Origin of the sequence: Cedecea neteri (assembly GCF_000758305.1) — a bacterium.
Taxonomy (GTDB): Bacteria; Pseudomonadota; Gammaproteobacteria; order Enterobacterales; family Enterobacteriaceae; genus Cedecea; species Cedecea neteri_C.
Genome location: NZ_CP009458.1, coordinates 2,361,133 through 2,378,559 on the forward strand (window position 1 = coordinate 2,361,133; position 17,427 = coordinate 2,378,559).

The window sequence follows — 17,427 nt, forward strand, 5'->3', positions numbered from 1 at the left end:
GTTTTCTCCCTCTCCCGCTTGGGGAGAGGGCCGGGGTGAGGGGAAAATATTAAGCCCAGCGCTTAATGACGATAGAGGTATTAATTCCCCCGAAGGCAAAGTTATTGCTCTGCAGGAACTCGCAGTCAATTTTGCGTGCTTCACCCATGATGTAGTCCAGCGCGCCGCACTGCTCGTCCGGTTTGTTAAGGTTTAGGGTAGGGGCAAACCAGCCTTCACGCATCATCTGCAGGCTCATCCAGGCCTCAAGTGCGCCACAGGCACCCAGCGTGTGGCCGAAGTAACTTTTCAGCGAAGATACCGGGACGTTGTCACCATAAATTGCCGCCGTGGCCTGGCTTTCCGCAATGTCGCCGCGGTCGGTTGCCGTGCCGTGAGCTGAGATATAGCCCATATCCAGCGCGCTCAGCCCTGCCATTTTCAACGACTGCTCCATGCAGATCTGCATGGTTTCACGCTGTGGCTGGGTGATGTGTGCGGCGTCACAGTTGGTGGCAAAGCCGACTATTTCGCCGTAGATGGTCGCGCCGCGCGCTTTCGCATGCTCTAGCTCTTCCAGAATCAGCGTCCCCGCGCCTTCGCCGATCACCAGGCCGTCGCGCTGCTGGTCGAAAGGTGACGGCGTGGTTTTGGGCTGGTCGTTGCGCTGGCTGGTGGCAAACAGGGTATCGAACACCGCGGCCTCGGAAGGGCAGAGCTCTTCGGCACCCCCGGCAACCATGACCGTCTGGTAGCCGTGACGAATCGCCTCCCACGCATAGCCAATGGCCTGGCTGCCTGAGGTACAGGCGCTGGAGGTCGGAATCACCCGGCCACGTAGGCCAAAGAACAACCCGGTATTCACTGCGGTGGTATGCGGCATCATCTGCACATAGGTGGTGCCGGTAATATTATTGGTGTGTTTTTCCGTCAGCATGGTGGCAAATTCGCTCACCGGACCGGTGCTGCCCGTTGACGACCCGTAGGCGATACCGGTTTCACCGTTGGTCAGTACGGCTTCACCGATTAACCCCGCTTGTTCCAGCGCAAGCTCGGTTGCGCGGGTGGACATCAGCGAAACCCGCCCCATGGCGCGAATGCGCTTGCGGGTATAATGTTCCGGCAGCGTAAAGTCATCGATTGGGGCGCCGAGCAGCGTATGTAGCCCGTCGTAAATCTGCCACTCCGGCATTTTACGTACCGCATTTTCGTATGCCAGCAGCCTGGCGGAGACGCTCTGCCAGTCTTCACCAAAGGCGGTAACGCCGCCCATGCCCGTAATCACGACACGACGTGTCATAGCATCCCTCCGTTGATGGAAATAACCTGTCGGGTCACGTAGCCCGCAATATCAGACAGTAAATAACTGGCCAGCCCGGCGACTTCCTCTGCCTGGCCAGTGCGCTTCATGGGGATCATCGCCATCGCCTCTTTCAGCGCGGCTTCCTCCATTTCGATCATGCCGGTATCGATGAGGCCCGGCGCGATGCAGTTGACGGTAATTTTACGTTTAGCAAGTTCAATAGCCAGCGCTTTGGTGGCACCGATAATGCCCGCTTTTGCCGCGCTGTAGTTGACCTGGCCGCGGTTGCCCATCACGCCTGACACGGAAGATAGCGTGACGATTCGTCCGCCTTTGCGCGCGGCAATCATCGGCATAATGCACGGCTGGATAACGTTATAGAAGCTATCCAGATTGGTGTGAATAACCGAGTCCCAGTCTTCTTCACTAAGTGCAGGGAACGCTGCATCGCGTGCAATACCCGCGTTATTCACCACGCCGTACCACGGGCCATATGCCTCTATGTCTTGCTCCAGCACTTCGCGGCACTGCTCGCGGTTGCCCACATCAAAACAAAGCAAACGTCCGGCTCCCCCGGCGGCCAGGATGCCGTCCAGGGTTTGTTGCGCGCCTTCGGCATCGCGATGGTAGTGAACGCCGATAACAAACCCGTCGGCGGCAAGCTGGCGGGCGATGGCGCGGCCAATGCCTTTGCTGGCACCGGTAACCAGAACAGAACGACTCATGCTGTAGATCCCTGATGAAAAAGCGTGGTTAATTCTTCTTTGGTGGGCTGGAAGGTGTTCACCCGGCCAGTGGCCAGCGTCTCATCGCCCACGCTGATAATGCATTCGAAGCTGCCGAAGCGCTCGTCCTGCATGAGCAGTTTGACCGTAACGGCGAGCCTCGCCTTGGCAGGCAGGAAGCCTGCCTGGCAGATGAGTTCCCGCGCGCCCAACACCATCCCCAGGCTGATGCTGTCTTGCCCACACTGTTTACGATGCCAGCCGGACCAGACGCCGACGGTTTGCGCCATCAGCTCCAGCGCATACCAGCCGGGCAGGTTTCCCTGCGCGTCAATAAAGGGCCCCAGGACGCTGGATTCAGCCACCGTAACTTCGCAGACCGCGGCGTCATCCGTCACGCTGACAACTTTTTCAAGCAGCAGCATCGGCGCGTCATGAGGCAGGTATTCCGTGGGGGATAAATAGTGGCTCATGGCATTCTCCCCAGCAGAATACTGGCGTTGTTTCCGCCAAAGGCGAAAGAGTTAGAGAGGATAACCGGGCGCTCAAGCGGCCTGGCGTAGTCAATAATGCCGCAGGGCGGCAGGGCCGGATCGCGAGGAGAACGGCTGAAATCCTGCGGAGGAAGGGGTAAATCACGCTGCAAAATCAGCATCGCAATGGCCGCTTCGGTAATGCCTGCCGCACCTAAAGTATGCCCGGTAAGGTGTTTGGTAGAGCTACAGGGAATCTCCTCGCCAAACAGCGCGTGCATGACTTTGGACTCAACCTGGTCGTTTAGCTGTGTGGCGGTGCCGTGCAGATTGACGTAGCCGACTTCTTCCGGCGTCATTCCTGCATCGGCAAGGGCTTGCTGAATGGCGCGAATAGCCCCTTCACCTTCGGGATGTGGCGCCGAAATATGGTGGGCGTCGCTGGATTCGCCAACCCCAAGCAGCGCGATGGGCTGCGGCTCTTTCGTCAGCAGCATCAATGCCGCACCTTCCCCAATCGTGATGCCGTGGCGATCCCTGGCAAAGGGTTCACACAGCTCGGCAGAGAGCGATTCAAGGCTATGGAAGCCGTTGATCGGCATGCGGCTTAACGTGTCGGCGCCGCCAACAATGGCAACATCGGCAAGCCCGGCTTCAATCAAACGGCGGCCGCTGATCATCGCCCTGGCGCTGGATGAGCAGGCGGTGGAGAGCGTAAATGCCGGGCCGTCCAGTTTCAGCCAGTGGCTCAGGAAGCGGGAAGGATCGCCCAGCTCCTGCTGCGGGTACTGCCAGCTGTGGTTCTCTTTATCGTTCAACGTCTGGTCGACGTAAATATCACCTTCATCGAGCCCGGATGTGCTGGTACCGAGGACGACAGCCACGCGGTCGTGACCAAACTTTTCTATTGCTTCATCGACCTGCGGCTGAATTTGCGCCAGCGCGGCCAGCAGCAGTTGGTTGTTGCGGGAGCGATGGGCGGCGAAAGTTTCCGGAATAGCCGGTAACTCACCATCAACACCACCCAAAATGGCTTCTGCGTGCCCCTGCAGCCAGCCGCTGCGTGCCCGCATGCCTGGCGCACAGTTCTGGCCCAGATTAGCGGCGATGTTATCGAGGTCATTGCCCAGCGCGTTAATCATGCCGACGGCGGAAATATAAATCATCTCAGTCACCTAAATATTGAATGGTGATGTGGTACTTAAAGACATATTGCTGAATGCTTATCGGCTCGCGCTGGCCTTTGCGCATCAGGTAGGTGATTTCGGTCACTAGCTTGCCGCTGGCATTGCGTAGCTCGCGCTTATCGCCTTTGTCGGTGAGCGTCCAGCCTTTCGGCAACTGTGGCTGCCAGGCGGAAATCGGCCAGTGGCTGAGCATCACGTCGGCCAGAACCTGACTTGCCGGGGGCAGCTGCGGGACGACAATAGACTGCTCGGTATGCAGCCCTTTTTCATCGTAGGTGACCAGGAACAGGCGGATCCCTACCGAGGACAGACCGGCCAGCGTCAGCTTTTTATCGTCGGCGTTGAGCATCACCAAAAGTGATTGGGTTTTACCGTTAAAGCTGCCGGTTAACAGCTGCTGCGAGTTCACCGTCGGGGAAATCCCCGGTGCCGGGAGCGTAACGCGTGCGCCGGGCTCCAGCCAGGCCTGCGGGCGGCCTTGCTGGTCTTTCGGCGAGTGGCTACAGCCGGTCAGCATCAGCGCAGCGGCAAGCGATACGGCGTGCCAAAAGTTAAGCTTTATCATTTCTTCTTTTTCCCTTTTTTAGCGGGCATAGCCAGCGGAGACAGCAGGAAGGCGGTAAAGATCCCGCTGACCAGAACGATGCCAAAGCTGCTTATTGCCTGCGTGGCGCTAAAGACCAGCATGCCGAGCGTCAGTAGCGTGGTGACCATTGCCAGCGTGATGGCAAGCAGCGAGGTCAGCGGCGTGCCGCGCGGGTTGCTGAAAAACAGCGTGTAGTTAATGCCGATGCCGAGCACCAGCACCAGAGCCAGCAGCGAAAACAGGTTCACGGCGTGGCCAGTCAGCGATAAAACGGCCAGGCCGCAGCTCAGTGACAAAACGGAGGGCACCAGACTGATGAGGCCTTTGCGCCAGCCAAGACGGAGCATGGCCCCGCAGGCGATGACGGCTAATGCCACCAGCAACAGGCCGGTCAGAATATGTCGGTAAAGCGCAAACAATGTATCGAAGGTCTCTTTCCGGTCGACCCAGGCCACGCCAGGCTGTTTTGCCGCCAGCTTGTTCAAGGCGGCTGATTGTTTAACGCCGTCAACCGGCACCAGCACACCGCTTTCGCCATGGCTCAGCGTGATCCACAGCAGGCGCCATCCCTCACTTGCCGGGCTTTTTAGCCAGTCGGACACCGCCACTGGCATGGGGCTGAGATCTGGCGTAACCGTCTGTAGTCCGGCTTGCTGCAGAGCCTGCGAAACCGCAGGAGTAGCCTGCTGTAAAAGCGCTAAATCCTGCTGCTGACGAGCCAGCGAGTTGACGGGCAAGGTTCGATACCCGCCGATCAGGCCGCTATTTTTTGCCTGCTCCAGCTCGGGCGTAAACGCCTCAAGGCGCTCAAGCGTTTGCTGTGGCGTACTGCCATAAACCACAAACCATTTCTGATCGACGCTTTGCCCGGTCAGCGCGGTAATGGTTTTTTCCTGGGAAAGTAAATGCTGCGGTAATGCCTGTAGCTGGGAGATATCGTCATTAACCTTTAGCGTAGAAACACCGACAAGCGAGAAGACCGCCAGCGCAACCGGCAGCCCGACGGAGAGCTTTTTATTCCGCCGCCAGGCGGCGAGCCAGCGCAGCATCAGCACCATGGCTGGTACCGGGCGAACCGGCAGGCCACGGCACAGCCACGGGTGCCAGAAAATGACCGTCAGGCAAGAGGTGCTTAGCCCCACGGCGGCGAAAACGGCCATCTGGCGAATACCGGGGAACGGGGCGAGCATCATGATCAGGTAAGCTGCAACGGTAGTGAGCAGCGCTAAAAGCAACGCATTACGCACCTTCGCCAGACTTTGCCACGGCGTGACTTCGCTACCGTGCACCATGCGTTCCGTCAGGTAGTAAAGCGTATAGTCGGCGGAAATACCGATGATGCTCATGCTCATCACCAGCGTCATCAGGTGCAGTTCGCCGAAGATAAGCAGGGTGACGACGGTGCCGGCAAGCGCGCCGATACCGATGGAAATGACGCACAGCACGAGCGGGCGCAGGGAGCGAAAAACCGCCACAACCAGCAGCACCACGCCGAGCAGGGTAGCTACGCCAAGCGTGGAGATATCTTTCTTCGCCTGTTGGCTGGCGTAATCGCTGTAAAACACCGTGCCACGAGAAAGGATCTGCGCCTGCGGATAACGTTCGCTCAGTTGTTGTTTAAGGGAGTCGAGCGTAGTCACTAAACCGTGGGTTTGCTGCATGTCAAAAGAGGAGCCCGCCAGCTCGCCGTGCAGCAAATACCAGTAATTACCTTGCTCATCCTGAGTCACCAGCCAGCCGTCCATTAGCCTGAGGCGTTGGCCGTTTTTGGCCATAGCCAGCTGCGAACCGCGCATTAGCATCAGCGGGTCGTTTTGCAGCTCTTTCCCGCTGACGCCGGAAAAGGCGGAGTAAAGCTGGGAGAGGATCCACTGCGCCTGTGCATCCCCGCCGTTTTGCAGACGTGCCCGCGTGTCGGCATCAAGCATGCCGTTGCGGTGCTGCCAGAAAAACGCGCCCCACTGCTGCTGGGCTGCGGCATCCATCGGGCCTTTGACTTCGGCAAGCGCGTGCGAACGCTGGAGCAGGCTGAGCCAGGCCTGCGCCACGGCCGGATCGGCTTTTTTACCCGGGCTGACCAGCCAGACCAGCTGCTTGTCCAGACGCTGCATAAAGCCGTCGTTCAGGGCCGGGGGGATCGCGCCCAGCGCCTGTTTGGGCAGCATAGCCAGCACGCTACTGTTCATCCTCGAACCGGGCAGCAGGGTGAGTAAAGCCGCCAGCAGGATCAGACAGGCGAGGCCCCACAGCAGGACCGGGGCTTTGCGGTTACTGTGCGACAAAGCGCTGGAGTTCGTCATCGGTGAGCTGAGCCGGGGTCAGTTTATGTTGAGAGAGCGTGATATCCGTGCGGTCTCCCTGTTTGTCATTGAGCTGGATGCTATCCAGATACTGACCGCCGGCAAGATCGATGCTGGCGAAAATCTTGTCCAGCGGCGTGACGATTGGCGTCAGGCGCAGCGTCCAGCGGCCTTCGCCTTTGTCGGCAAACGCCACGCGGAAGTTCTGCTCCAGCACTTTACGGTCGGCCTGGAACAGCGCGCGCAGCAGGTGGTTAAACTGGAACATCTGCGGGTTATTTTCCGCAGTTATCGTCTGAGGCGGCTGGCCGTTAATGGCCTGAACCATGCGGGTGTCGTCCAGCAGTAGCTTCATGGAGAAAGGGGTCGTCTGGTCCCAGAGCAGGCCTTTATCCCGGGCAATTAACATTTCGCCGGAGGATTTCAGCGGCTGCGGCAGATCTTTAATGGTACGCGTTTGCTCGAAATGCGCGCGGACCACCGGTTGTTCGGTGAAACGCTGTTGCAGGGCGTCAAGCGTGAGAGCGTTGACGACGGGGCTGAGCAGCAGCGCCAGCACTGGCCAATATTTCATGGTTTGACTCCCATACGTTCAAATAAAATGTCCGGGCTGACGAAGCACAGTTCATTGCTTTTTTCTTCGACCGCGACCTGAATGGTGTAGCCGCTGGTGGCGCGTTTTCCGGTTTCGGCGTCGAAAATTTCATAGCCGATACGCAGGCGGTTTTCGTATTCCTCAATCCTTGCCCGAACGCGAATGCGCTGCTCAAACGTCAGGGGATTACGGTACTTCACGCGGGTATCCACCACGGGCCATAAATAGCCGGACTCTTTCATCTGGCGGTAGCCGTAATTGAACTGGTTTAGCAGCGCCTCGCGGGCAATTTCGAAGTAGCGAAAATAGTTGCCGTGCCAGGCGACGCCCATCATGTCGACGTCATGAAAAGGGATAGTCAGTTCGACTTCTGCGGTAAAACGGGGATCGTTATTCACCCTTTACTCCTTGTCTTTGACGTCCGGCAATTGCCAGAAATCGAAAAAATTAAACCAGTCGAGCGGCGACCGTAGAGCATGGTGCTCAAGGCGCTCCGCGTAGCGGTCGATAGTGCGTTGCAGCGCGGCCTGGCGTTCCGTGCGCGGCAGCAGAAGCGGGTCGGCAAAAGGCTCGCAGTGAATGCGAAGCTTGCCCTCCTCGCGCAGGGCAAAAATCAGCTCGACCGGGCAGCGCAGAATAGAGGCCAGGATGAACGGGCCCTGCGGGAACGGTGCGGCCTGGCCCATAAACGGGCTCCAGCAGACGCGCCATTCGTTGCCGCGCTGCGGGTTAACCGCTACGCGATCGCCAACAATGGCAATCCACTCGCCGCGCTCCAGCTTCTCTTTGAGCAGCATGGCGGTGTCGGGCCCAATGTCGGTGACCGGCATCAGGTTCAGCCCGGCCTGAGGAGCCATCTCCTGCATGATCTGCTTAAAGCGCTGGGCGTTATCGTTAAACACCAGCGCATTGATGGTTTTACTGCCTTCCAGCTGCGCCAGCGCGCGGCAGGCCTCAACGTCGCCTAAATGGGAAGCGAGCAGCAGTTTTCCCGCGGTACCGCTGGTGTTGAGCGTTTGCTCCGCGCCAGGCGCGAACAAAACGTCACGGCCGAGCCGCAGTTCGCCGCGCCAGCTGGCGATTTTATCCAGCATGGCGTCGCCAAAACGCAGGAAGTGGCGGAAGCTGTTCAGGTTGGCCGGTATTGGCATACTGCGGGCCGTAAGCTGCGTGCGGACACGTGAAATCCAGCTTTGTGAAGCTTTACGAGCTCGGTGTGCGGTGAGCCAGTAAACGCCCACGACCGGGTAAAGCAGCAGGGAAAATGCACCTCGCCCCAACAGACGCCAGACCAGCAGCATCAGGCGCATGCCCCACAGACCTTTGACCTCTTTCTGTTCTGCCCAGTGTTGTTTTTTACGGCGAAACAGCAGGGAAGGGATACGCGGCAGCATGCCGAAGAACAGACGGGTGTGCATCAGCGAGATGCGGCAGTTATCTTTGAGCGCGTCGAAGTGCGACAGGCCATCCAGCGGATAGGTCACGCGGGTTGGCACGAAATAGCTGGTGTTGCCCTGCCAGTAAAGACGCACCATGACTTCGGTGTCGAAGTCCATGCGCTTGCCCAGGGAAACGCGCCCGGCAAGCTTCAGCGTAGGGGCTACCGGATAAACCCGGAACCCGCACATGCTGTCTTTCAGCTGCAGCGACAGCGTTTCTATCCACACCCAGATGTGGGTTATCCAGCGGCCATAAAGGCGCGAGCGGGGAATAGAATCGTCATAAATGGGCTGCCCGGAAATCAGCGCTTCCGGGTGCTGCTGCGCGAGCTCAAGCAGCTTAGGGATATCTTCTACGGCATGCTGACCGTCGGCATCCACCTGTACGGCGTGGCTATAGCCCTTTTCTGCGGCAACCCTCAGCCCATGAATGACGGCTTCGCCTTTGCCGGCATTCGACGGCAGGTGAATCAGCGTCAGGTTTGCATGATGGGCATCTAACTGCTCAAGGATCTGACGCGTAGCGTCATCGCTACCGTCGTCGACAACGATGCAGGGTAAATCAAAGGGGGTCAGGCGCGTGAGAACGCCCGGCATCATAGCGCCGTGGTTATAGCAGGGGATAAGGACGCAGGGGCTGAAAGTCAGCGACATAGGCGGATTTTCCCGCTGCTGGCGGTATGGCGTTGTTCACCGTCATGGCGTTGAAAGCTAAAGCTCAAGACCTGGCGGGCTTCATGCCATTCCAGTGCTAACGTGACGGTCGTTTCCGGCAGCAGCGGTGCCTGGAATTTTACGTTCTGAATGCTGTGGAAACGGTAGCCTGGTGCCAACAAGTCACAGGCATACCGCATCACCCAATCCAGTTGGGCAACGCCCGGTAGCAAAGGCTGTACGGCAAAGTGACCCTGGAACCAGAACAGGGAAGGGTCGAGATAAAGCACGACGTCCAGCTTTTCCGGCTGTGCCTGGTGGCGCTCAATTTCATGAGGTTTCATGAAATAACTCCTGTAATTGCGCATAGACACGCTTGTTCATGTTATTGACCGGGATCTCGTCCACCACGCGCCAGTAGCGCGGCATGGCGACCGGTTCAAGCCACGGTTGAAGCGACCTTCGCCAGGCCATTTCCTGCGCCTTGCCGCTGCGCTGTAGCCAGCGCTGACGGGCAGATTCGTTGAGCACAAGCAGGACGCCAATTCCCTGACGCCCGCCGCGAGAAATCGGCAGCGCAGCGGCCTCGGAAATGCCTTCAAGCTCCAGCAGACGCTGTTCAATTTCCGTCAGCGAAATGCGCTTTTCTTCAATTTTAACGACACGTCCGCGGCGCCCCATCAGGCGAAATTTGCCGTCGGCCTCAATGTGAAGCACGTCATCCAGCAGCAGCCCTTCTTCGGCAGCAATCAGCGGCGAACGGGCGCGGAAGGAACCCTCTTCTGGGGTGATATTTACGCCCGGGAACGGCAGCCAGGCAACGTCATCATGCTCCCGGTAGCGCCACGCGAGCACGCCGGTTTCGGTGCTGCCATAAATTTCATCCGGCAAGACGCCCAGCCATTGCGCAGCCTGCGTGACATCCTGCCAGGGTAGCAGGCCACCCGCCGAGAGGATCATTTTTACCGGCGGCGGGGAAAGCTGGCGATCCAGTCGTTTCAAAAAGGCCGGACTGCTGATAAACGCGTAGCGATGCTCGTGGCTTAGCGCGGCAAGCTGTTCGGCGTAATAAAGCATGGCGGCATGTAGCGGTTGCCCCAGGGTCATTGGCAAAAAGATGCGGAAGGTCAGCCCATAGAGATGCTGAGGCACGACCGAGGCGACTATCCTGCATCCTTCAAGCCGTTCGGCAAAATGCGCCGTCAGCAGGGCGGCTTCCCGATCCAGATGAGTAATGGGTTTCACTACGCGTTTAGGCGTTCCGGTCGAGCCTGAGGTGAAGAGCTCCACAAAGGCATCGGCAGCAACGTCGGGGAAAAAGATGGTTTCTTCTTCGGTTTGTTGCTCTGAGCGCACAAGACAAAGTGGCCCTTGCCAGGCAAGGTCTTTGTCGCTTAATACGCCGTCGAACAAGCTGCGTTGCTCATCAAGCAGCGCGCTCCGACAATGGCCTGGGATGACCGGCGTTCTTCCGGCATGAAGCGTCGCCAGCAGCGCCACAACAAACAGGTAACTGTTTTCAAAGCACAGCGCCCAGCGCTGGCCGGGGCGATGAGCCATTTGCTGCATTAGCTGTGCGACGTCGTGGCGCAAATGCCCCAGCGTCCACTCTTGATTGCCAAGCCAGGCAATAAGCGTGGATGAAGGGCGTGGCGCGGTTAGCCACCCTGCCAGAGAAAGCGGTTGCTTCATTGAGATTCTCTTTTAATCACCCGGCGGCGAACCAGCCATTCTCCGGCCATTAACGTGCCCATCAGCAGATAGGCGATCATGCCGTTCCATGCCGTCCACAGCGCCATATCGCCGTGCAGCGCGGTAAACAAGGCAATGCTGCCGTTCGCCACAAAAAACAGGCACCAGATCTGCGTCACGCGGCGGGTATAGCGCACCGCCGGTTCAGGAAGCTCCGGTTCACGCAGGCGTGCCAGACGTTCGACAATCGGCATCGAGGACCACAGCGAACCGCCGAAAACGGCCAGCATTACGCTGTTCACCACGACCGGATAAAACAGCAGCAGCTGATGCGTTTTCAGCAGGTAGCTGGCCGCGCACAGGATGATTCCTGCGACGGCGACAACCTGAGTGACGATGCGTAAAGGACCTGCCTGACGCCGGGTCTGACGAAAGCGGAAAAACAGCAGCAGAGCCATGAGCGGCAGCAGCCAGTGAAGGCTGTTATGCGCCAGGCCTAGCCAGATAATGCCAGGCCAGGCCAGCAGCAGCAGACCGGTCAGCAGCTGTACACCCGGAAAAGCGCGAGCGCACGGCACGGTGCGTTACGCTTCTCGTATCAGACGTTCTACCGCATCGACCACATCTTGTATGGTGCGAACGGCCTTGAACTCTTCCGGTTTGATTTTTTTGCCGGTTTTTTTCTGCAGATGGACGATCATGTCGACAGCATCAATGCTGTCTAACTCCAGATCTTCATACAGGCGAGCCTCTGGCTTGATGTCCTGAGGATCGATTTCAAACAGCTTTACCAGCAGCGCGGAAACTTCTTCATAGATAGCGTGTGGATCGGTCATAACGGACTCTCCTCAGGCTCGTTGAGCGTGAATGAAAGATGCCAGCGTGGCGACGGAAAAGAAGTGCTGGCGCATTTCTTCGCTTTCCGCAGAAAGCACCACACCGTACTGGTTTTTCACCGCCAGCCCCAGTTCCAGAGCATCTATAGAGTCCAGGCCTAAGCCCTCGCCAAAAAGTGCTGCATCGGTGTCAATGTCGTCGCTCGACATTTCATCCAGATTGAGTGTGTTTATGATGAGATTTTTAATTTCAAGATAGAGCGCTTGCATCATTAATACCCGAAAGAGGTGTCGACCCCTGTTGTAATTGAAGCAAAAGGTGCCGGTTTAACTGCCTTGCGGACAGCGCCGGTTCTTGTGAATTTGCCTGGTGAAACTGGTCAATGCTTATTCGTTCGCGCACCTTGACGGTGAACAAGGGTTTTGCGGGAGGCACATTGTACCATTTGCTTTGCTTGTCCAGCAGGTTCTCACTGCAGTGGATTGTCGCCACGCGTAAGTCGCTGCCGCAGCGCACGGCGATGTTGGCCGCACCGCGCTGAAGCGTCATTTTACCGCCGGGCTGCGTTCGCGTGCCCTCGGGAAAGATTAATATTGTGTCACCTTGCTGTAGCCGCTGACGGCTTGCCGGCAGCAGGGCATCGGCCTGGCTGTTGACCAGATAGTCCGCTGCGCGAATAACGCCGCTGACAAAAGGATTTCTCAGCAGCGCGTCCTTCACCAGGCAGTCGGTCTCTGGCATCACGGACGCGAGCAGTACGTAGTCGATGAGCGTTGGATGGTTGGCAACGACCAGACATCCTTGTTCGGCTTGCAGAATATCCTGTCCTTCAATACGGTAGTCGAGCACCTTAATGGCTTTAGCAACCGTCAGGAAAAGGCGAAAGCTGGCGGCGATGCTGCGGCGTGCAATGCGGCGACGCTTTGCATTATCTCTGATAAACACCAACAGTAAGTTAAACCAAACGGTAGAGAGCAGCAGGCCGCCGAGCCCAAAGAGCACAAAGCAAAAGCCCGTCATCGCAAGACGCCATAGCCAATTTAGCCGTGCTGCCACGCGGTTCATGCACGACTCCATTGCCACTCAACGCGCTCGCCCGGCAGGGTAAAGGTCGGGCTGTCATTTAAATAGTGCTGTAAAAACATCAGACTCTGCGGCAGGGCAGGTTCGCCAGCTGCATCGCTTTTTTGCGTGCTGCACTGCAGGCGGCTTCCCGCTTCAATGACCAGCGCGACTGCATAGGGCCAGGTAGGCATTTCCGACGGCAGACGCGGGTGGTAAAACGCAGGCAGCAGGCCGTCAAAATCGACCATCATGATTTTTTTGTAACCTGCCTGTAAGAGGCAGATGACTTCGCAGAGGCCCTGCTGGAAGGTATCTTTCCCCGCGGACAGCGACACGGAAGTAATCGGCTTTTTAGCAGCAATCGTCAGGTTACCGACGGAGGAGTTATGAACCGAAAGCGCGAAATCCGTAGGGGAGAGCGGCTGTTCAGTCGCCAGCGCCTGCAGAATCCGGTAGTTGCGTTCCAGCTCTCCATGACGACTGGTATAGAGCACGGCATCAATCTCGTGGCGGCGAAGCATGGCAAGTCCGCAGTCAACGGCCAGTTTACTGCCTGAGCTCAGGCGGCGGGCCGTCATCATCGGGAGTTCGCTTAGCGCGCCCTGAGGTTGAGTCTGGTCGATAGCCTGACCGTGCTGCGACCAGTGCTGCCATTCTGCCGCGTTGCTGAGACCCGGGGCTTTCGCCTGCCAGTCAATAATGTTGAGTGCAAATTTCATCCGCGTAGTTCTGCGTTCAATCCGAGTGTTATTCTAATCACCGACGCTGAAGATGCGCTGGGTCAGGAGATTTTCTGGCATACCAGCAGGGTATGACCAACGCCTAAGTTGTCGTGGCGGGCTGAAACATGGAATCCAGCCATTTCCAGATAACGATAAAACTTCTCTACGCTGTAAAAACGGCTGTTACCGTTTGCCATGCAGGTAAAGTAAAGCGAAGAGGCATTCAGGCTAAACGAAGCCGCTTCAAATTTTTGTGCGTCCCAAAACAGTTCCATCACGCAGAGTTTTGCGCCGGGCTTCATCACCCGAGCTACGTTGCTGAGGAGCTTAATAATTTGCTCCGGTGAGAAGCAGTCCAGGAACTGGCTCATCCACCAGATATCAGCCTCCCCGGGCAGCGGGGTATCGCTCAGCATATCTACGCTGTGGAAATCAACGCGCCTGGAAAGCCCAGCATTCTCTATATTTTCACGGGCGAGTGCAATTTGTTGTGGCAAATCCAGAAGCGTGACCGCCACTTTTTCATCATATTTGCAGCAGCGTATTGCCCATTTTCCCGTATTTCCGCCAACGTCATAAAGACGAGCCGGTTGGCTGGCAAAAACATGCGGCAGGGCTGCTTCAAAGGCCGCATCGGAATAGTAATGATCGAACGCAAACCAACTCTCTTTGGCAGAAGTGGGTAATTGCGAAAGTGCGGGGTAAATGGTCGGCCAGTCGCCAAAAACTTTTAGACCCGAGGGTTTACCCTCTTTTAGTGCTTCCTCAAGGAAAAACAGCCCCTGATAACAAACATCCTGGGTGAAATCCATATTCACGCGAGTCATGGTGTCATGCACCAGGAAATGGCCGATTTTCGCCAGGAAATAATGTGCATTTTGCCTGAAGATAATGCGCCCACTCAGGCCCATATCCAGTAAAACGCTGGCAGCATATTCGTTAACGTTGCAGGATTCCGTTATTTCTTCGAGGGTTGCGCCCTGTTTTCCTTGCTGGTCCAGGTAAGCGAGTACGCCGGCATTTCGCAGGCAGAGTGCCGTTTGAAACAGCATGGGGGCAAACGCGATTCGCTGGGCTTCCGTAATGGCATCCAATGCGCTAAGGCTGTCCTGTTCGTACATATGCTGCAATACCTGTCAACGTGATAAAAAGAAAACGCCGAACCGTCAGATTCGGCGCTAAGCAAAATTACAGACCGGAAGAGGCCAGGTTAACCTGAATATCTTTGTCCAGGTTACGAACCCAGCGATTATAATTTTTGTGAATTTTGCCGCCGGAAGCGCGCAGGTTCAGGCTGTTTTCATAATTAATAGAATAGCTGTTCGCGGTATAGTTAATGCGCACTTCAGCGGTAAATTCGCGATTCTGCTGGCGAGCTTTGATAACACCTGGGCTTACTTCATTCATTATCCACTGGCGCTGAATACCCGCTTTGAGAATGGCACTTTTAACCTGTGCTTCAGTGTGACCAGCGCTAACGGTGGTTTGAATGTTGGCGATAGGTGCAGTACGCGCACAGCCTGCAAGAACGCCTAAAATCAAAAACATACCGAATAACTTAGCAACCTTTTTCATAACGTCTCCATTTGTATAAAATAAACGAAAATATCGGCATGGCCGCGTGCAACATTAATAGTTAATTCATATTAATGAGCGGAAAAATAGAGGGAATAACATCTTTATGATGTAGGGAATAGCCTCGAACGGACGCTGCCGCTTTAGGAAAATACTGCTCATCAACAAAGGGCGGTGATTTTGTCAATTTATTTAACGAATGTAAATCTGCGTCTTTAAAGCAAGTGCTATTAATTTTGGTAGTTGTTGAGGGTATTTATAAACTGGTATGGCGGGTGGGAAATGACGATTTAAGGTAAATTCCCCTCTGCGTGGCAGAGGGGAAACAACATTAACGGTGGAATTCGCCGGCGGCTTCCGGTTGGTATTGCAGCGCCAAAACTTCCAGATGAGTCTGGCTGCCGTTGGGTAACGTCCAGTTGATGCTATCGCCAACCCTCAGGCCAAGCAGTGCGGCACCGACCGGGGCCATAACAGAAAGTTGGTTATCGCTGTCGGTGAGATTTGCCGGGTAAACCAGCGTGCGCACGTGGACTTCCTGAGTGCTTAAATCGCGAAACTCTACACGACTGTTCATGGACACCACATCCGGTGGCATTTTTTCCGGGCTGCACATCTCCGCGCGATCCAGTTCGGCGTTAAGCGCCTCTGCCACCGGGGCTTTGGCGTACTGCGGCTGTTCCAGCAGGCGGTCAAGGCGTTCGGCGTCTAGTTCGTTAATGATGATGGCAGGTCTGGACATAGTTCTCTCCGTGTAAAAAACAGGGCACTCATGTGCTGAAATCGTACAAAGAAAAACCCCCACCGAAACCGGCGAGGGTTGTTCACGTAAGACCGATGATACTGAGCTTAGCCTGGAGTTGAAAGCGAGATCAGTCACATTTTGACTTCCCCCGAGTCCCTTACAGAATCACGCTCCCCAGCGCCGCCAACAGGAAGGCGATGGTGCCGATCAGCGTTTCCATCACGGTCCAGGTTTTCAGCGTCGTTTTCTCATCCATTTCCAGGAAACGCCCCACCAGCCAGAAGCCGGAGTCATTCACGTGAGAGAGGACGGTAGCGCCCCCGGCAATCGCGATAACGATAAAGCACAGATCAAACTGGCTGAGGCCCGTGGTTGCTTCAACCATCGGTGAGACCAGCGCGGCGGTGGTGGTCAGGGCAACAGTTGCTGACCCCTGCGCGACGCGGAGCGCAGTCGAGATAACAAAGGCGGCAACAATAACCGGCATGCCTGTGTCTGAGAGTACGCCAGCCAGCGCGTCACCAATGCCGCTTGCGCGCAGAACGCCGCCGAACATACCGCCTGCGCCGGTCACGAGGATAATGCCGCAAATCGGGCCCAGCGCGCCGTCACAAACTTTTTCAAGATGTTGGCGGCTATGTTTGCCGCTGAAGACCATCAGGGCAAAAAAGACGGTGATCAGTAGCGCAATAGGCGTTTTGCCCAGCATGCGTAAGAAGTTCACCAGCGTATTGTCGGCGCTGACCCAGCCGAGCACCGTGGCGGTGTTGAGGCCGGTATCGAGGAAAATCAGCACCAGCGGCATCAGTAAAATGGTCATCACCATGCCGAATGACGGCGGCTGGTGATTTTCGTCCGCTTCGATTTTACCGAGGAAAGAGCTCGGCAGAGGAATATCGAATTTCTTCCCGGCATACAGCCCGAAGAGATAGGCCCCGAGATACCAGGTCGGGATGGCAATGATCAGCCCCACCACAACCAACAGGCCGATGTTTGCGCCCAGCAGTTCGCTGGCCGCCACTGGGCCTGGATGCGGCGGCAGAAGCGCATGCATCACCGCGAAAGCACCGGCCGCCGGGAGCGCATATTTCAGGGTTGAACCGCCGAATTGCTTAGCTACGCTGAAGATGATCGGCAGCATGACCACCAGACCCGCGTCAAAGAAGATCGGGAAGCCAAACAGCAGTGACGCGACGCCGAGGGCAAAAGGCGCCCGGTGAGCACCAAAGGTGCCGACCAGGGTGTCCGCCAGCACTTTTGCCCCGCCGGAAATTTCCAGCAGGCGGCCGATCATGGCGCCTAATCCAACCAATAACGCGACGCCTGCCAGGGTACTGCCGAAGCCACCCAGAATCGTGGGCACAATTTTGTCGAACGGCACGCCGGTGACGAGAGCCACAATGACGCTGACCAGGGTCAGCGCCAGGAAGGCATGTACGCGAAAGCGCATGATCAATACGAGCAGAAGCACGACGGAGCAGGCGGCGATACCCAGCAGGGTTCCTGCGCCTAAACTTGTTGTTATTTCGGTCATTTTATTTCCCCAGTGG

20 protein-coding genes are annotated in these 17,427 nt (G+C 56.8%); all 20 read right to left on the minus strand.

Features of this window, described 5'->3' with window-relative positions; translation table 11 throughout:
- Positions 1-49 precede the first annotated feature (49 nt).
- The 20 genes from LH23_RS11020 to LH23_RS11115 all read right to left on the minus strand — a co-directional run bounded on the left by LH23_RS11020 (position 50) and on the right by LH23_RS11115 (position 17,411).
- Positions 50-1,279 (minus strand): beta-ketoacyl-ACP synthase, encoded by a 1,230-nt coding sequence (locus LH23_RS11020; protein WP_039291089.1) that lies wholly within the window; start codon positions 1,277-1,279, stop codon positions 50-52.
- Complete coding sequence (locus LH23_RS11025; RefSeq protein WP_039291091.1) at positions 1,276-2,007, minus strand: 3-ketoacyl-ACP reductase FabG2; 732 nt, start codon at positions 2,005-2,007, stop codon at positions 1,276-1,278. The genes LH23_RS11020 and LH23_RS11025 overlap by 4 nt, the downstream gene beginning before the upstream one ends.
- Positions 2,004-2,480: a 3-hydroxy-fatty acyl-ACP dehydratase gene (locus LH23_RS11030; RefSeq protein WP_039291094.1), complete on the minus strand. Its 477-nt coding sequence runs from the start codon at positions 2,478-2,480 to the stop codon at positions 2,004-2,006. Before LH23_RS11030 ends, LH23_RS11025 begins: the two co-directional genes overlap by 4 nt.
- Positions 2,477-3,646 carry a beta-ketoacyl-[acyl-carrier-protein] synthase family protein gene (locus tag LH23_RS11035; protein ID WP_039291096.1) on the minus strand — a complete coding sequence of 390 codons (1,170 nt, stop codon included), beginning with the start codon at positions 3,644-3,646 and terminating at the stop codon, positions 2,477-2,479. Before LH23_RS11035 ends, LH23_RS11030 begins: the two co-directional genes overlap by 4 nt.
- Position 3,647: 1 nt before the next feature.
- Positions 3,648-4,232, minus strand: coding sequence for a DUF3261 domain-containing protein (locus tag LH23_RS11040; RefSeq protein ID WP_039291098.1), 585 nt, complete (start codon positions 4,230-4,232; stop codon positions 3,648-3,650).
- A complete protein-coding gene (locus LH23_RS11045) occupies positions 4,229-6,553 on the minus strand; it encodes an MMPL family transporter (RefSeq protein ID WP_039291100.1) in 2,325 nt (774 codons plus the stop codon). Before LH23_RS11045 ends, LH23_RS11040 begins: the two co-directional genes overlap by 4 nt.
- A complete protein-coding gene (locus tag LH23_RS11050; protein WP_039291102.1) occupies positions 6,522-7,127 on the minus strand; it encodes an outer membrane lipoprotein carrier protein LolA in 606 nt (201 codons plus the stop codon). Before LH23_RS11050 ends, LH23_RS11045 begins: the two co-directional genes overlap by 32 nt.
- Positions 7,124-7,546 (minus strand): acyl-CoA thioesterase, encoded by a 423-nt coding sequence (locus LH23_RS11055; RefSeq protein ID WP_039291104.1) that lies wholly within the window; start codon positions 7,544-7,546, stop codon positions 7,124-7,126. The genes LH23_RS11050 and LH23_RS11055 overlap by 4 nt, the downstream gene beginning before the upstream one ends.
- 3 nt (positions 7,547-7,549) lie before the next feature.
- On the minus strand, positions 7,550-9,241 hold the full coding sequence (locus tag LH23_RS11060; protein WP_039291106.1) for a glycosyltransferase family 2 protein: 1,692 nt from the start codon (positions 9,239-9,241) through the stop codon (positions 7,550-7,552).
- Positions 9,232-9,585, minus strand: a complete 354-nt coding sequence (locus LH23_RS11065; protein WP_039291108.1) for a hydroxymyristoyl-ACP dehydratase — start codon at positions 9,583-9,585, stop codon at positions 9,232-9,234. Before LH23_RS11065 ends, LH23_RS11060 begins: the two co-directional genes overlap by 10 nt.
- Positions 9,572-10,933: an AMP-binding protein gene (locus LH23_RS11070; RefSeq protein ID WP_039291110.1), complete on the minus strand. Its 1,362-nt coding sequence runs from the start codon at positions 10,931-10,933 to the stop codon at positions 9,572-9,574. The genes LH23_RS11065 and LH23_RS11070 overlap by 14 nt, the downstream gene beginning before the upstream one ends.
- Positions 10,930-11,511, minus strand: coding sequence for a hypothetical protein (locus LH23_RS11075; RefSeq protein ID WP_039291112.1), 582 nt, complete (start codon positions 11,509-11,511; stop codon positions 10,930-10,932). The genes LH23_RS11070 and LH23_RS11075 overlap by 4 nt, the downstream gene beginning before the upstream one ends.
- A 6-nt stretch (positions 11,512-11,517) precedes the next feature.
- Positions 11,518-11,769, minus strand: a complete 252-nt coding sequence (locus tag LH23_RS11080; protein ID WP_038474792.1) for an acyl carrier protein — start codon at positions 11,767-11,769, stop codon at positions 11,518-11,520.
- A 12-nt stretch (positions 11,770-11,781) separates the two neighbouring features.
- Positions 11,782-12,039 carry a phosphopantetheine-binding protein gene (locus tag LH23_RS11085; protein WP_038474790.1) on the minus strand — a complete coding sequence of 86 codons (258 nt, stop codon included), beginning with the start codon at positions 12,037-12,039 and terminating at the stop codon, positions 11,782-11,784.
- Positions 12,020-12,835: a lysophospholipid acyltransferase family protein gene (locus LH23_RS11090; RefSeq protein WP_039291115.1), complete on the minus strand. Its 816-nt coding sequence runs from the start codon at positions 12,833-12,835 to the stop codon at positions 12,020-12,022. Before LH23_RS11090 ends, LH23_RS11085 begins: the two co-directional genes overlap by 20 nt.
- The gene (locus tag LH23_RS11095) at positions 12,832-13,554 is read right to left on the minus strand and encodes a beta-ketoacyl synthase chain length factor (protein ID WP_039291117.1); all 723 of its coding nucleotides are present in this window, start codon (positions 13,552-13,554) and stop codon (positions 12,832-12,834) included. Before LH23_RS11095 ends, LH23_RS11090 begins: the two co-directional genes overlap by 4 nt.
- Positions 13,555-13,616: 62 nt before the next feature.
- The gene (locus tag LH23_RS11100; protein ID WP_039291119.1) at positions 13,617-14,678 is read right to left on the minus strand and encodes a methyltransferase; all 1,062 of its coding nucleotides are present in this window, start codon (positions 14,676-14,678) and stop codon (positions 13,617-13,619) included.
- Positions 14,679-14,745: 67 nt separating this feature from the next.
- On the minus strand, positions 14,746-15,132 hold the full coding sequence (locus LH23_RS11105) for a lipoprotein (RefSeq protein WP_039291120.1): 387 nt from the start codon (positions 15,130-15,132) through the stop codon (positions 14,746-14,748).
- Positions 15,133-15,463: 331 nt separating this feature from the next.
- On the minus strand, positions 15,464-15,874 hold the full coding sequence (rnk, locus tag LH23_RS11110) for a nucleoside diphosphate kinase regulator (RefSeq protein WP_039291122.1): 411 nt from the start codon (positions 15,872-15,874) through the stop codon (positions 15,464-15,466).
- Positions 15,875-16,034: 160 nt separating this feature from the next.
- On the minus strand, positions 16,035-17,411 hold the full coding sequence (locus LH23_RS11115; protein ID WP_039291124.1) for a GntP family permease: 1,377 nt from the start codon (positions 17,409-17,411) through the stop codon (positions 16,035-16,037).
- Positions 17,412-17,427 lie beyond the last annotated feature (16 nt).

Coding starts and splice junctions, on each gene's coding strand:
- LH23_RS11090 (WP_039291115.1), bottom strand. CDS start 12,835: ATGAACCGCGTGGCAGCACGGCTAAATTGGCTATGGCGTCTTGCGATG.
- LH23_RS11070 (WP_039291110.1), bottom strand. CDS start 10,933: ATGAAGCAACCGCTTTCTCTGGCAGGGTGGCTAACCGCGCCACGCCCT.
- LH23_RS11065 (WP_039291108.1), bottom strand. CDS start 9,585: ATGAAACCTCATGAAATTGAGCGCCACCAGGCACAGCCGGAAAAGCTG.
- LH23_RS11040 (WP_039291098.1), bottom strand. CDS start 4,232: ATGATAAAGCTTAACTTTTGGCACGCCGTATCGCTTGCCGCTGCGCTG.
- LH23_RS11080 (WP_038474792.1), bottom strand. CDS start 11,769: ATGACCGATCCACACGCTATCTATGAAGAAGTTTCCGCGCTGCTGGTA.
- LH23_RS11115 (WP_039291124.1), bottom strand. CDS start 17,411: ATGACCGAAATAACAACAAGTTTAGGCGCAGGAACCCTGCTGGGTATC.
- LH23_RS11020 (WP_039291089.1), bottom strand. CDS start 1,279: ATGACACGTCGTGTCGTGATTACGGGCATGGGCGGCGTTACCGCCTTT.
- LH23_RS11045 (WP_039291100.1), bottom strand. CDS start 6,553: ATGACGAACTCCAGCGCTTTGTCGCACAGTAACCGCAAAGCCCCGGTC.
- LH23_RS11025 (WP_039291091.1), bottom strand. CDS start 2,007: ATGAGTCGTTCTGTTCTGGTTACCGGTGCCAGCAAAGGCATTGGCCGC.
- LH23_RS11100 (WP_039291119.1), bottom strand. CDS start 14,678: ATGTACGAACAGGACAGCCTTAGCGCATTGGATGCCATTACGGAAGCC.
- rnk (WP_039291122.1), bottom strand. CDS start 15,874: ATGTCCAGACCTGCCATCATCATTAACGAACTAGACGCCGAACGCCTT.
- LH23_RS11085 (WP_038474790.1), bottom strand. CDS start 12,039: ATGCAAGCGCTCTATCTTGAAATTAAAAATCTCATCATAAACACACTC.
- LH23_RS11050 (WP_039291102.1), bottom strand. CDS start 7,127: ATGAAATATTGGCCAGTGCTGGCGCTGCTGCTCAGCCCCGTCGTCAAC.
- LH23_RS11095 (WP_039291117.1), bottom strand. CDS start 13,554: ATGAAATTTGCACTCAACATTATTGACTGGCAGGCGAAAGCCCCGGGT.
- LH23_RS11030 (WP_039291094.1), bottom strand. CDS start 2,480: ATGAGCCACTATTTATCCCCCACGGAATACCTGCCTCATGACGCGCCG.
- LH23_RS11105 (WP_039291120.1), bottom strand. CDS start 15,132: ATGAAAAAGGTTGCTAAGTTATTCGGTATGTTTTTGATTTTAGGCGTT.
- LH23_RS11060 (WP_039291106.1), bottom strand. CDS start 9,241: ATGTCGCTGACTTTCAGCCCCTGCGTCCTTATCCCCTGCTATAACCAC.
- LH23_RS11035 (WP_039291096.1), bottom strand. CDS start 3,646: ATGATTTATATTTCCGCCGTCGGCATGATTAACGCGCTGGGCAATGAC.